This window comes from Geobacillus sp. FSL W8-1251, assembly GCF_038005945.1.
Taxonomy (GTDB): Bacteria; Bacillota; Bacilli; order Bacillales; family Anoxybacillaceae; genus Geobacillus; species Geobacillus stearothermophilus.
Window position 1 is genome coordinate 279,633 of the sequence record NZ_JBBOUF010000001.1, and the last position, 14,821, is coordinate 294,453.

At 53.5% G+C, this 14,821-nt stretch carries 8 protein-coding genes and 1 pseudogene; 3 read left to right on the top strand and 6 right to left on the bottom strand.

Annotation, left to right across the window (positions count from 1 at the left end):
* Positions 1–122: 122 nt before the first annotated feature.
* Positions 123–578: pseudogene (locus NSS88_RS01560) on the top strand (fructosamine kinase family protein); the annotation flags it as partial.
* A 26-nt stretch (positions 579–604) separates the two neighbouring features.
* Here the strand turns inward: NSS88_RS01560 and NSS88_RS01565 are convergent.
* Positions 605–2,698, bottom strand: coding sequence for a GDYXXLXY domain-containing protein (locus tag NSS88_RS01565; RefSeq protein WP_341082674.1), 2,094 nt, complete (start codon positions 2,696–2,698; stop codon positions 605–607).
* 141 nt (positions 2,699–2,839) lie between these two features.
* Between NSS88_RS01565 and NSS88_RS01570 the strand changes: the two genes are divergently transcribed.
* On the top strand, positions 2,840–3,718 hold the full coding sequence (locus NSS88_RS01570; RefSeq protein WP_047818946.1) for an IS982-like element ISGsp1 family transposase: 879 nt from the start codon (positions 2,840–2,842) through the stop codon (positions 3,716–3,718).
* Between the two features lie 146 nt (positions 3,719–3,864).
* On the opposite strand, the gene NSS88_RS01575 is transcribed toward NSS88_RS01570, so the two are convergent.
* The 4 genes from NSS88_RS01575 to gltB form a co-directional block, all read right to left on the bottom strand.
* Positions 3,865–4,695, bottom strand: coding sequence for a hypothetical protein (locus NSS88_RS01575; RefSeq protein ID WP_341082679.1), 831 nt, complete (start codon positions 4,693–4,695; stop codon positions 3,865–3,867).
* Between the two features lie 176 nt (positions 4,696–4,871).
* The gene (locus tag NSS88_RS01580) at positions 4,872–5,468 is read right to left on the bottom strand and encodes a phosphatase PAP2 family protein (protein ID WP_055358757.1); all 597 of its coding nucleotides are present in this window, start codon (positions 5,466–5,468) and stop codon (positions 4,872–4,874) included.
* Between the two features lie 164 nt (positions 5,469–5,632).
* Positions 5,633–7,117 carry a glutamate synthase subunit beta gene (locus tag NSS88_RS01585; protein WP_055358758.1) on the bottom strand — a complete coding sequence of 495 codons (1,485 nt, stop codon included), beginning with the start codon at positions 7,115–7,117 and terminating at the stop codon, positions 5,633–5,635.
* Positions 7,118–7,260: 143 nt separating this feature from the next.
* Entirely contained in the window at positions 7,261–11,820 is a 4,560-nt protein-coding gene (gene gltB / locus NSS88_RS01590; protein ID WP_055358759.1) for a glutamate synthase large subunit, read from the bottom strand.
* 125 nt (positions 11,821–11,945) lie between these two features.
* Here gltB and NSS88_RS01595 point away from each other — a divergent pair, with 125 nt between their 5' ends.
* Complete coding sequence (locus NSS88_RS01595) at positions 11,946–12,857, top strand: LysR family transcriptional regulator (protein ID WP_033016617.1); 912 nt, start codon at positions 11,946–11,948, stop codon at positions 12,855–12,857.
* 162 nt (positions 12,858–13,019) lie between these two features.
* On the opposite strand, the gene NSS88_RS01600 is transcribed toward NSS88_RS01595, so the two are convergent.
* A complete protein-coding gene (locus NSS88_RS01600) occupies positions 13,020–14,570 on the bottom strand; it encodes an IS1182 family transposase (RefSeq protein ID WP_201027872.1) in 1,551 nt (516 codons plus the stop codon).
* Positions 14,571–14,821 lie beyond the last annotated feature (251 nt).

Below are 14,821 nucleotides of genomic sequence, written 5' to 3' on the forward strand. Positions count from 1 at the left end.
CATGACATTTGCTTTTTTCTACCGCGCTTCGCTTGGTGGCCCCGACGAGCGTCGCGAACAAAAGTTCGCAACCCTCGTCGGGGATCATTTCGGAATGTCACCCACAAATATTTTACTCACACTACGGCCGCTGGCCCGACTATTACCGCGCCGCCCGCCTTAGACCACAAATGACGCGGGCGGCGGAGAGAGGCCTCCTGCCCGCCAAGCGGCACAAACGTCTCGAATGGCTGCTCGAGCGGCTTGACCAATGGCTTCCGGATGACTGTTTCCCGTCGCTGTTGCACGGCGATTTATGGAGCGGCAACTGGATTCCGGGGCCAGACGGAGTGCCGTATTTGATCGATCCGTCTGTTTTATATGGCCATCATGAGTTTGAGATCGCGTTTACCGAGCTGTTTGGCGGCTTTCCATCCCGATTTTACGACAGCTATCGCGAGCTTATGCCGCTCTCGGCTGATTATCATGACCGAAAACCACTCTACCAGCTGTTTTACTTGCTCGTTCATCTCAATTTATTCGGCGAAACATACGGCAACGCGGTCGACCGCGTGTTAGAACGGTATGCGGGGGAGTAGTTTCTCCTGCTTTCCCCGCGCCATCTTTATTCAGCACGGATCGCTTCGAGCAGCGCATCCCCGCTTTCGCTCACGCGCACATAGGCAAACCGAACATTCTCTTGCCGTGTCATCCCCGTTTTTTCCGGAATGAAATACGATTCAATGCCATACACGACTTGCGGGCCGTGGAACGTGCCGGTGATGATCACATCCCCAGGCTGCGGCGTGTATCCCGGCCTTTTGTTTCCATTCACCATATATACGCCAGCCAAACGATGCACCCCATCCGCTCCTTTTCGCAGCCCAACTTGCACCCGTCCGCTTCCATCAAGCGACGGAATGGTGGAAATATCGTACCGAAGCTGAATATAATCCCCTTGCAGCATGGAACGCGGATCCACCGGCTCAAGCTCCAGCTTTACGACATCACCATATCGCAGCAATCGCTCTTTTTGCCACACGGTATAACCTAAAAATGAAAATTGAGCGATCACGACTATGAGCGTCCACAATGAAACGCGCCGCCCCCAGCGTACTCCCTTGGCCCATGTGAAGCCATTCCGTTTCTCGAGCCACAATGTCCATGCAAGCAACGCCACGCCTGCCGCCAGCAAGCTGATCGATTTATGAAGCAAATTCCAGGCGAACTCGTAATATTTCAGCACGAGATAAAGCGCCGTGTACACCCAAGCGGTCTTCCGCTCCAGTTGCCGACCGCGGAAAAGAAAGAAGGCAAGCGCCAAGACCATGACGATATTCAACGCCACGTACAGTCCATCAGCCGCAAATACATCGGCGCTCGTCGCGATTCCAAGCGCTCCGAACGCCAAGACAAGCGGAGTGAGAAACGGCGTTCCGCGAAAGCGGCCATACGCATACAACCCGCCGTTGACCAAAGCCAAGGTGAGCAACACCGTCCGGCCGTCATCCATCGCCGAACTTAAGGCGATCCCGAAATAGACCGTCAGCGCCGCCGTCGTCAACCGGCGCACTCCGCTGTCTGATGACCGGATGATGCCAATCGCAAGCCCAATGGCATAGAGGAACAGAGCCAGCCGCGAGACCTCCCCCGCCATCGCCACCCCGAACCCATAACCAACAGCCAGCAGAGTATAACGAACGACCGCATTCCAATGCCGGCCCAATGAGGCGGGAACGACAAATCCAAAGATGGAAATGAAAAAGAGCACATAAGGCGACCATGACTCTGTCCAAAGAAAATACAAGCCAAGCAGGCTTTGGATGGCCAACGCGGAAGCCGCAAGCGTGACAATCGCTTGAAACGCTGCCAAAAACCATTTCCTGGCTTTCGTCTTTGCTGAAAACAGCCCCGTGCGCCGCAATAGCACAACGCCCCCGTACAACACGGCAGCAGCCGCCACGAGCCCAATGAGAAGCAACCATGTTCCATAATGATCAGCGAGCAAGCGAATGTATTGAATGAACAAAAACAGTCCAGCAAACAAACTCGTCAACAACACATACAACCGCTGCTTGGCGATGACAAGAAAATAATAAAGCAACACAGCGAGCAACACGGCATACACGTATGGCCACCATGCGTCGCGCCCATAGGAAAACCCGGTTATGTCCATCACAAGCAGCCAACCTTGCATGGCTAGGTAAGCGAAACAACGGATGGGCGGTGTCCGAGCAAACACAACGAGCGCACCGTTTACGATCACGAATAACGACAGCACGCCAAACGAAGACCATTCCGTCCACTCAATCCGATAAGCGGACGGAAAATAATAAAACCAGCACGCAAGCTGCAGCAGCCCAATCGCGATCACGGAAAGCACCCGTTCTTTTGTCAACAGCGCCAACAAAGCGGTTGGCGCAAGCCAGACAAGAAACAGCCAATAACTGTCCGCATGCGAGTTGTACATTTGACCGACCAACGCCAACGCAATGCCAAATGACAACACTCCGCTGATCAACATCCAACGCCCTAAGAAACGACGGCGGCCCCAAAGCGCCGCGCTTGCGATGTAAAATGCCGCCATCAAGCCGATGCTGATCCCGACTTTCACCTCTCGCTCCATCTCCGGCCAATTGGCGGCAAAAAAATACACCATCCCGGCAATCATGCACAAAAACGCCAACGCATACCCCGTTTTCACGACGCGGGCCGCCATATCGCTTCCTCCCCTTGTGGCTCGGATCTTTCTCTCTACCCGTGGTGCTAGATAAACTTGATCAAGCATAAAAATAGCCCTTGCTGGCGGATCTCCAGTAGAATGAAAGTGTCACCCAACATTCGAAAGGAGAGATCCCCCATGCAAGAGCACTTTCATTTTACTACAGATCCAGCCAAACTTCAAAAACAATATGCCGCTATTTTCTGTTTTGTTTCTGCCCAACTGTCGTTGATTCAAATGTATCTTCATCGCCGCAACCGTCACTTGGTCAAGCAAGAAGACGAAGTGGTCATGGCGGTTCACCTTTTGGGGAAGCTGCTGGGCTTTTCTTCCGAACGAGCCTGGCATCGTTTTGTCACGGGAAATTTGTTCACAAACGGCTCGTTTCTTGAACGCTCCCGATACAACCGCCGCTGCCGAGCGCTTGGTTTCGCCATCAAATGGATCCGTCATGAGCTGGCGAAACGTGGCCAACACCATGCTTATGCGGTCGTCGACAGCTTGCCTCTTCCGTTGTGCCATCCCGCAAGAATGCAGCGCGTCAAGCGATTTCGAGGGATCGCGGATATGGGGTATTGTGCTTCCAAAAAGCAATGGTACTACGGTTTCAAGCTGCATCTTCAAGTGACCAATCAAGGGCTGGCCATGGGCTATGTCGTGACGGAAGCGTCCTGCCACGACGTCAAAGCCGCTGAAACGGTGATGACTCAAATCCCTCATCCCTACAACTTTGGGGACAAAGGGTACATCAGCCACGCTCTTCGAGAAAAGCTGTACGAAGAACACCAAGCCGCGTTCTGGACACCGTCTCGACACAATCAAAAGCACGGCCCATCCAAGGCATGGGAAGAATGGATCAGGAAAAAACGCAAAGTCATCGAGACGGTGTTTTCGATTCTCGTAGACCAATACCGGATCACCGACATTCGAGCGAATTCCATTACCGGGTTTGAAGTGGCACTCGATGGCATCTTGTTGGCGTATTCCCTGGTCACACTAGGGCTAGTTGAGCGCTGACGCTCAACTAGCACCACGGGTTTTCTCTCTATAAAAATATGCTGAAAAAGCTGTCTAGAAGACCAGTGAAAACACGCCTCATTCCATCGTATTTTCCTAGTTGCCGCTCACCCTTTAGACTGTTTTCTTTATTGCAGTACAGGACACTATGGTTGGAGATCATTTTTTAAGTGGAAAATGTCCATATCATGCTCTGCCACTTTTTTGATCAAATAGTTGATCGATGACTGTTGCGAAGAGAACTGCCGCGAAGCCATGTCAAGAGCGGCCTGATGCTTATGGAGCATGTTCTCGATATAGCGAAAGTGGCTCCGCATTTCTAGTGTGAGGTTGTCAACTTTTTCTTCGACCCGTTCAACTTTCCCTTCAAGCCGTTGCTGTCCTTCTTTCAATGTTTGCACATCGCCTTTGACCGCATCCATGTCGGCTTTCAGGGTTTGCACATCGCCTTTGACCGCGTTCATATCCACCTTTAATGTGCGCACATCCTCCTCAACCCGGTGAAGCCGTTGGTCCAAGCGGGCTTGTCCCTCCTGTAACAACTGCACTTCATCTTCCAAACGCGCCTGGCCTTCCTTGAGCACTTGCACCTCGCCTTCGAGGCGCGCTTGCCCTTCCTTGAGCACTTGCACCTCGCCTTCGAGGCGCGCTTGCCCTTCCTTGAGCACTTGCACCTCGCCTTCGAGGCGCGCTTGCCCTTCCTTGAGCACTTGCACCTCGCCTTCGAGGCGCGCTTGCCCTTCCTTGAGCGCTTGCACCTCGCCTTCGAGGCGCGCTTGCCCTTCCTTGAGTGCTTGCACTTCGCCTTCGAGGCGCGCTTGCCCTTCCTTGAGCGCTTGCACCTCGCCTTCCAAGCGCGCCTGCCCTTCTTGAAGCGCTCGGACATTTCCTTCGATCCGATCGAGCCGCACGTGGATGGGATTGAGCTTTTGGTCAAGCAGTTCGGCCATCATTTGCACGAGTTCGGCTTGGCTCATCGTTTCACCTCCTTTTCCCCATTGTATCATTGTCTCGGTCAACGCGATAGTATAGAAAAAGAGATTTTCTCCCTAATTTCGACAACGGCAAAGCTCGACACAAAGCCGCAAAATTTGCTTTTCACCGCGCGAAATCAAAACAAAAATCGTTTTTTGTCCATGTTCTAAAATCCGCTTCAGCGAGTGAACCTACGGTAAAGAGCCAGGCAGGCTGATACATAGGCAACCCCGAGCAAAAACCCACCAAGCACATCAGATGGATAATGCACTTGCAGACTTAACCTGCTTAAGCCAGTCAACAGAGCAAGCGCTCCAAAAACGCCGTAAATCGCGGCCCGCTCGCCTCGCTTCGTGCGCGTTTGCGCCAAAAAGTACGCCAAAATCAACAAGTAAATCGTCCCGATCATCGCGTGGCCGCTTGGAAAACTAAATCCACCGATTTCAGCACGAGGAGGTCGAGGCCGTCCAATGATATGTTTTAGCCACTCATTGATGCCATATCCCCCGCCAACAGCGGCCACAACCAACACCATTCCGTAGACGTCGCGGCGGAAAAACCATAAACCAATGACAAGCATAATGCTGATGGTACCAATCGTCTTTCCATTGCCAAGAAACGTAAACGGGTCAAGCCAATTCCAATAATCAAACAGACGCAGCCCCTCTTCATCCATTCTCTCCGTCCATCCAGCGGCCACGCCTGTCCAAACAAGCAAAAAAAGGCCCAGACTCATAGCCGCAGTGATCCATAATCGTCGATTCATGCTGAGCATCACTCTCCTCCCTCTAGAAATGTTGATTTATCAAGGCTTTTCGGCCCCTCAGGGGTGTCCAAAAAATATTTTTCGACAAAATCTCTTACATCCTCCTTATACCTTCTTTTCCAGAAAAACAAAAAATCCTCCTTAAAAAGCGGTGCTTTTTAAGGAGGGATCCATCACCACGGCAACTTCGTCTCTCCCATCAGGAACCGATCGACTTCACGAGCCGCCCCTCGGCCTTCATGGATGGCCCAGACAATTAAGCTTTGGCCGCGGCGGGCGTCGCCAGCCGCAAACACGCCCTCGATGTTTGTTGTATATTTGCCGTATGGGGCTTTCACTTTGTTGTTGATCGTTTCAACGCCAAACTGCTTCAACAACGGCTGCTCTGGCCCTTCAAACCCGATGGCGATAAACACCAAATCGCACGGCCATACTTGTTCCGTCCCCGGAATTTCTTTAAAGATCGCTTTGCCGTTTTCATCGATGATTTTTTCCATTTGAATCGTATGCAGCTCTTTCACGCGGCCGTGCTCGTCGCCAACGATTTTCTTTGTTTGAATGCAATATTGACGCGGGTCGGCGCCGAATTTCGCTTTTGCTTCTTCATACGCGTAGTCAAGCGTAAAGACGAGCGGATATTGCGGCCACGGATTATCGTCCGGGCGCTTGTCCGGCAAGGCAGGGTGTTTGCCGAACTGGACGACGCTTTTGCAGCCTTGGCGCAGCGCGGTCGCCACACAGTCGGCCCCCGTGTCGCCGCCGCCGATCACAATGACACGTTTTCCCTTGGCATCGATAAACTGGCCGTCGGCAAAATTCGAATCCAATAAACTTTTCGTCACGCCGGTCAAATAATCCATCGCAAAATGGACGCCCTCCAGCTCCCGGCCTTCAATGGCCAAATCGCGCTGCTTTTGCGCCCCGATGCACAAGACAATGGCGTCGTACTCGGCGCGCAGCTCCTCGGCGGTGATGTCCTTGCCAACTTCGGTGTTCGTGACAAACGTAATACCTTCCTCTTCGAGCAGACGCACCCGACGCTCGACCACTTCTTTTTCCAGTTTCATATTCGGAATTCCGTACATCAACAAGCCGCCGATGCGATCGGTCCGCTCGTACACCGTCACCGAATGGCCAGCTTGGTTAAGTTGGTCGGCACAGGCGAGCCCAGCCGGGCCAGAGCCGACGATGGCCACTTTTTTCCCTGTTCTTGTTTTCGGAATGCGCGGTTTCACCCATCCCTCGGCAAACCCTTTATCAATAATAGCCCGTTCAATCCCTTTAATGGCAACCGCCGGGTCGGAAATCGCCACCGTGCATGACCCCTCGCACGGCGCCGGGCAGACGCGGCCGGTGAATTCCGGGAAGTTGTTCGTTTTCAACAAACGATCAAGCGCTTCTTTCCAGCGGCCTCGGTACACCAAATCGTTCCATTCCGGGATCAAGTTGTGCACCGGACACCCCGAAGTCAGGCCGTTTAGCTCCAATCCCATATGACAAAACGGCGTGCCACAGTCCATACAGCGGGCACCTTGGCGGGCCAGCACGTCTTCGGAAAACGGCTGCGTGTATTCTTTCCAATCATCAAGACGGGAAAGCGGATCGCGCTTTTTCTCTTCCTCGCGTGCATATTCCATAAATCCTGTTGCTTTTCCCACGATGGTTCCCCTCCTTCTTTCCGTACGTATCCTCTCTTCTCTCATGCGGCCTTCCCGCCTGTTGGCCGATCAAAAAGCGGGCCCCGCGAAGCCGCGGAGCCGAAGCGGCGTCGTCACTTCGCGGCCAATCGCAAGCCACAGCGTTACTTCGCCACCGCTTGCAGCTGATGGACGCCGCCGACAGCCGCTTTTTTCTGTTTTGCCACCGTTTCAAACGCCGCCATGACAGCTTCTTCGTGCGAAAGCCCGGACTGTTCGAGCGTTTCGATCGTCTCAATCATCAGTTTGTAATTGCGCGGAATAACTTTGACGAAGCGGCGGACGTAATCGTCCCACTCGTCGAGCACCAATGCAGCCCGCGGGCTTCCTGTATAGCGGTAATGGTTTTCGATCATCCGGCGCACGTCGCGAATTTCTTCCTCGTCTTCGAGCCGCTCAAATGAGACGAGCTCAAGGTTGGCGGTTTGCTTCCAGCTGTCTTCATCGGCAAGAACGTAAGCGATCCCACCGGACATGCCGGCGGCGAAGTTTTTGCCAACCGAACCGAGGATGACAACGCGGCCGCCGGTCATATATTCACAGCCGTGGTCGCCGACGCCTTCGACAACAGCATGGACGCCGCTGTTGCGGACGCAGAACCGCTCCCCAGCGCGGCCGCGAATGTACGCTTCGCCGCTTGTAGCCCCGTAAAACGCCACGTTGCCAATGATGACGTTGTCAGACGCGGCAAACGGCGCCTCATGCGGCGGACGGACGATCACTTTGCCGCCGGAAAGCCCTTTGCCGACGTAATCATTCGCGTCGCCGACGAGCTCAAGCGTCATCCCTTTCGGCACAAACGCTGCAAAGCTTTGCCCAGCCGATCCGGTGAAATGGAGGCGGATCGTATCATCCGGCAGCCCTTCCTCGCCGTAGCGCTTCGAGATTTCGCTTCCTGTCATCGCCCCGACCGTGCGGTGGACGTTGCGGATGGCGAGGTGAAGTTCGACCGGCTCCTGCCGCTCAAGCGCTGGCTGCACCGCCGGTAAAATTTCCGTATAGTCGAGCGTCTCTTCCATTCGATGGTTTTGCCCTTTGCTGCCTGTGCGCGGGCCATCGACTTGATACAAGAGGCGGGACAAGTCAAGATGTTTCGCTTTCCAATGCGCTTTCGCCCGTTCGCTCACTTTTAAGACGTCAACGCGGCCGACCATTTCGTCGATCGTGCGGAATCCGAGTTCCGCCATCATTTCCCGCACTTCCTGAGCGACGAAATACATGAAATTGACGACATGATCCGGCTCGCCGGTAAATTTCTTGCGCAGTTCCGGATTTTGCGTCGCCACGCCGACCGGGCATGTATCCAAATGGCAGACGCGCATCATGACACAGCCTAAAACGACGAGCGGTGCCGTCGCAAATCCGAATTCTTCGGCCCCAAACAGCGCCGCCATCACAACGTCACGGCCGGTCATCAATTTGCCGTCGGTTTCTAGAACGACGCGGTCGCGCAACCCATTGAGCATGAGCGTCTGATGCGTTTCCACCAAACCAAGCTCCCACGGCAAGCCGGCATGCTTGATGCTCGTTTTCGGCGACGCACCCGTGCCGCCGTCATAGCCGCTGATGACGATGACATCGGCGTTCCCTTTCGCCACGCCAGCCGCGATTGTGCCGACGCCGGCTTTGGCGACGAGCTTGACGCTGATGCGCGCGTCTTTGTTGGCGTTTTTCAAATCGTAAATGAGCTGGGCCAAGTCTTCGATCGAGTAAATGTCATGGTGCGGCGGCGGGGAAATGAGCTCGACTCCCGGCGTTGAGCCGCGCACTTTGCCGACCCACGGATACACTTTATTGGCCGGAAGCTGCCCGCCTTCACCTGGTTTTGCCCCTTGCGCCATTTTGATTTGCAATTCGTCAGCGTTAACCAAATAATGGCTTTTTACGCCAAAACGCCCGGACGCCACTTGTTTAATCGCGCTGCGGCGCCAGTCGCCGTTGTCGTCTTTCACATAGCGGGCCGGGTCTTCGCCGCCCTCGCCGCTGTTGCTTTTTCCGCCGATCCGGTTCATGGCGATCGCCAGCGCCTCATGGGCTTCCTGGCTGATCGAACCGAACGACATCGCGCCGGTTTTAAAGCGGCGGACGATCGATTCAACCGGCTCGACTTCGTCAATCGGCACCGGAGGGCGCTTCGAATCGAAGTCGAACAAGTTGCGCAAAAACGTCAACTGTTCTTCATTGACCAGTTTCGAATATTGTTTATAGAGGTTGTAATCGTTTTTCCGGCACGCCCATTGCAACAAATGGATCGTCTTCGGATTGAACGCGTGATGTTCGCCGTTGCGCCGCCATTGCAGCTCGCTGCCTGCATCGAGCACATCGTCTTCATGCCGCGCTCCGAAAGCGGCTTCGTGGCGCATTTTCGCTTCTTTCGCAATTTCCGCAAGCCCGATGCCGCCGATTTGCGATGCCGTGCCGGTGAAGTATTCCTCAATGACATCGTCGCCGATGCCGACCGCTTCAAAAATTTGCGCGCCGCGGTAGCTTTGCACCGTCGAAATGCCCATTTTCGACATCACTTTGACAACGCCGTCAACGGCTGCCTTCATATACGTTTTCACCGCTTCGCGGTACGACAAGGCGATCGTGCCGTTTTCTGACGCTTGGCGGATCGTCTCCAGCGCCAAGTACGGGTTGATGGCGTCCGCCCCGTAGCCGATGAGCGCCGCAAAATGATGCACTTCACGCGCTTCGCCGCTTTCGACAAGCAGGCTGACGTTCGTGCGCGTCCCTTTGCGGACAAGATGCTGGTGAAGCCCGCTTGTCGCCAACAAAACCGGAATGGCGACATGTGTTTCATCAACGCCGCGGTCGGACAGCACAAGAAGCACCGCCCCGTTTTCGATCGCTTCATCCGCTTTGGCAAACAGCTCATCAAGCGCCTGTTTCAAATCATCAGTAAACAGCGTCGGCAGCACCGCGCACGCAAATTCCGGGTACGGATTGGCTTTTAACGCTGCGAGCTCTTCGTTCGTCAATAGCGGAGTTTCCAAGCGGATGCGCCGCGCCGCTTTGGCGTCCGGATGCAAAATGTTCCCTTCTTTGCCAAGCAGCGTCATCGTCGAGGTGACGACATATTCGCGGATCGCATCAATCGGCGGATTTGTCACTTGGGCAAACAGCTGCTTGAAGTAGTTGAACAAACTTTGCGGCCGCTCCGACAGCACGGCAAGCGGCGCGTCCATGCCCATAGCGCCGGTCGGATCTTTTCCTTCCGCCGCCATCGGCAAAATCGTTTTTTCCACATCTTCAAACGTGTAGCCGAACGCTTTTTGCAGTTTGACGAGTTGCTTCGGCGCTTCGACGTCCTCCGGAATTTCCAGATCGCCAAGCGTGATCATTTGCTCGTTGATCCATTGGCGATATGGCTTTTCATGAGCCATTTCTTCCTTGATTTCCTGGTCAGAGATGATGCGCCCTTGCTCGAGGTCAACCAACAGCATTTTCCCCGGGCTCAGCCGCTCTTTATATAAAATGTTGTTCGGGTCAACATCGATGACGCCGACTTCGGATGAGAAAATAATGTAGTCGTCTTTGGTGACATAATAGCGGGCCGGACGCAAACCGTTCCGGTCCAAAATGGCGCCGATTTGCTTGCCGTCGGTGAACGAAATCGCCGTCGGTCCGTCCCACGGCTCCATGAGACAGCTGTGGTACTCGTAAAACGCCTTTTTCGCCCCGTCCATCTGCTCATCCCAAAACCACGGTTCCGGAATGAGCATCATCGCGACATGGGCCGGCTTCCGGCCAGCGAGAACGAAAAATTCAAACGCATTGTCCAAAATCGACGAGTCGCTGCCGTTCGTATCCAAAATCGGCACGACTTTTTCCAAATCCGCGCCGAACGCTTCGGACACAAATTGTTTCTCGCGCGCCGCCATCCAGTTGACGTTGCCGCGCAGCGTGTTGATCTCGCCGTTATGGATCAAGTAGCGGTTCGGATGGGCCCGCTCCCAGCTCGGAAACGTGTTCGTGCTGAAACGCGAGTGCACGAGAGCAAACGCCGAACGGAACCGTTCATCTTGCAAATCCAAATAAAACGCATCGATTTGTTCCGGCGTCAAAAGCCCTTTATACACGATCGTTCGGCTCGAGAAGCTCGCTACATAGCACTCGTTGTGTTCCACACATTTTTCGAATTGTTTGCGGATCACATACAGCTTCCGTTCAAACGCCAACTCATCAGTCACGTCATCACTTGCCGCGACAAACACTTGACGGATGAACGGCTTGCTTTGCCGCGCCAGTTTGCCAAGCTTTTCACGATCAACTGGAACTGTCCGCCATCCGAGCAGCCGTTGCCCTTCTTGAGCGATGATCTCATTGAACATCGATTCATAGTACGCCCGTTTCGCTTCCTCTTCCGGCAAAAAGAACATCCCGACCCCGTAGCGCCCTTTTTCCGGCAAGTTCATCCCGCTGCACACCGCTTGAAAATACTCATGCGGAATTTGCGTCATAATGCCCGCGCCATCGCCTGTTTCCGGATCGCTCCCTTGTCCGCCGCGGTGTTCAAGCTGGCGAAGCATATGGAGCGCTTTTTCGATAATGTCATGTGACGGTTTTCCTTTCAAATGCGCATAAAACCCGATCCCGCATGCATCATGCTCAAATTCCGGGCGATATAACCCTTGCGCTTCCGGTAATCCGTAGTGTTTCATGCTGCCTTCCCCTCCCGTTCCGAATTGTCTGTAATATTCATTGTAGTTTTCAAAATTAATATAAACAATATATAATTTAGATAAAATCCATCTCTTTTTGCGATCAATCAAAAGGAGGGAGAAAAATGGAGCTGCGGCAACTGCAATATTTCGTGGAAGTCGCCCGGCGCGAACACGTCTCCGAAGCCGCCGACGCCCTCCATGTCGCGCAGTCGGCGATCAGCCGGCAAATTGCCAACCTCGAAGCGGAGCTTGGCGTGCAGCTGTTTGAACGGGAAGGGCGAAACGTGAAGCTCACCCCGATCGGCCGCCATTTTTTGTCGCACGCCGAAGCGGTGTTAAAGGCGGTCGAGGATGCAAAGCAACAAATCGAAGAGTATTTGGACCCGGAACGCGGAACGATTAAAATCGGGTTTCCAACAAGCCTGGCAAGCCACATGATGCCGATGGTCATCTCCGCCTTTAAAGCGGAGCACCCAAACGTCTCGTTCCATCTCCGCCAAGGGTCGTACTATTATTTAATCGAAGCGGTGAAAAAACGGGAGATCGACCTTGCCTTTCTCGGACCGATTCCGGTTCATGAAATCGGCATTAAAGGAGAAATTTTGTTTTCCGAACCGTTTGCCGCCCTCCTGCCGAACAGCCATCCGCTCGCCCGCCGCGACCGGATCGTATTGAACGAACTGCGCCATGATCCATTTGTAACGTTTCCAAAAGGATACATTTTGCATCAAATCGTTATTGACGCTTGCCACCAAGCCGGATTTTCGCCCAACATTTCATCGGAAGGCGAAGATCTCGATGCCATTAAAGGGCTTGTCTCCGCTGGCATCGGCGTGACCCTCCTGCCGGAAAGCGCCTTGTCGGAAAGCCTTCTTCGCTACGCCGCCAAAGTGCCAATCGAGATGCCGCAAGTAAAGCGCAACGTCGGCATTATCATTTCCGACCACCACGAACTCGCTCCGTCGGTAAAAGTGTTTTACCGGTTTGTGAAAGACTTTTTCGCGGAGCTCGAGCGGTATCAATTGCGGGGGTGAACGCTCCCCCGCCTACGCTCACGTCGAAAAACGGATTCGAGATCACAAAAAAAGGGGCTGACCCAAAAGTCCGCCAAAAAGCGGACTTTTGGAGTCAGCCCTCTCTGGTTTTTGTATATTTTACCAAACGGAACAAAATTCCGACTCTGTTCTCCCCCTCATTTACGCCACCAAGGACAATTGCTTGTCCCTAGCGGCTTTTTTGAGAAGATTGTGGGCAGCACAAACCAGCCCCCATTCGATGGAAACTTTTTGGAGGCCTCGCAGGACAAAGCGACGAAACCCGCGATTTTGTTTGATTTGCCCAAATACACTCTCAATGTCGGTTTGGCGTTGGCGGTATCGGGCTTGCCCTTCTTCACTCTCCAACCGTTCGCGGGCTTTCTGTTTTTGTTCATGATAGACGGGGTTCCATTGCGTGGTTCGTCCATACTTGGAAGTCGTGCAGGCCGAACGGAACGGACATCCTTCGCATTCATGGCATTGGTAGTGTCGGGTGACCGAGGTGTATCCTGATTCCGTGGTCTGTTTCGAAGTTCCGGTGCGAACCAGCTTTTTCCCATTGGCGCAAATCCAAACGTCTTCTTCTTCCACATAGGTCCAATTCTGCTGATGATGCGGATTTTTCTTGACCTTGCGCGTGTTCTCCTTCTCATACGTATGGTACTTGATCAAGGCCGATATGTGCTTCTCTTCCAGCTTCACGTAGTTCTCTTCCGAGCCATAAGCCGCGTCAGCGATCAAACGTTCGGGTTCCACGCCGTACTTCTCTCGAACGGTCTCCAAATGCGGGAGAAGACAACGAGTGTCGCCCGGCCTCTGATGAAGGGAATACCCCAAAATAAATTGGCCGGAAGAACCCACCTGTACGTTATAGGCCGGCTTGAGCTGGCCGTTTCGCATGTGATCCTCCTTCAACCGCATGAAGGTGGCATCCACATCGGTCTTGGAATAGCTGTTGCGATCCCCGCATACATGGAGTTGGTGTTCATACTTTTCACTGCGGGGCAAGTAGTCCTCCTTCATCTTCTTGATGGCCTTCTTCAACGGTTGGTTGTCCGGCTCGGCCTCCAACCGTTTTTCCCACTCCTCGGTTTTCTTTCGGATTTCTTCTGACGTAAAGGCCGGCGAAGGGTCGATGTCTTCCGCCTTTTCTTCTTCCACGATCACCTCGATCTGGGCAATCAGCCGATCGACATTGGCTTGGAGTTTCTCCTGGTACTTCTCAGCCGATTTGCGCCAAACGAAGGTGTACCGGTTGGCATTCGCTTCAATTTTCGTTCCATCCACAAAATAATCTTCCATCTTGACATAGCCGTCGGCCACGAGCAGCGTGATCATTTCCCGGAACAGGTCGTCAATCAGGTCTTTCATCCGCTCCGAACGAAACCGATTGATGGAACGGAAGTCCGGCTTTTGAAATCCACTTAGCCACATGAGGGGAAGGTGGACTTCGAGCTGCCGTGCAATCTCACGGCCATGATACATTTTTTGGGTGTAAGCGTAAAGGAGAATTTTGGTCATCATTTTCGGATGATAGGCGGAGGCGCCCCCTCCTTTGTAGTAAGCAAGAAACGTCTCCATCGGGATGCGTTCAACCATCTCATGAACCACGTGGGCCATGTTATCCCGTGGAATGAGATCGGCGATGTTGCTTGGCAAAGAGAGGTTGTCCATGGTATACTCTTTAAAGGAAATATGATCATGTTTCATAAAAGAATCGCCCTTCTTTCGGTGGTAGTGGTTTTGGTGACTCTATTCTACCAGAAAAAAGGGCGATTCTTCTATATTTGAGGCAAAAAAGTGGGGGCTGATCCCAAAACGCATTCGCGTTTTGGGTCAGCCCCTTTCCTTTCTTCTTCTGCACACTTCCCCTTTCCATCGCCTTCACTCATCAAGGATCATTCAAAAGAAGATGTGGAGAGCACCAAGTTCGGACGCTGCTTCCGTTCGATTGCGTCCGA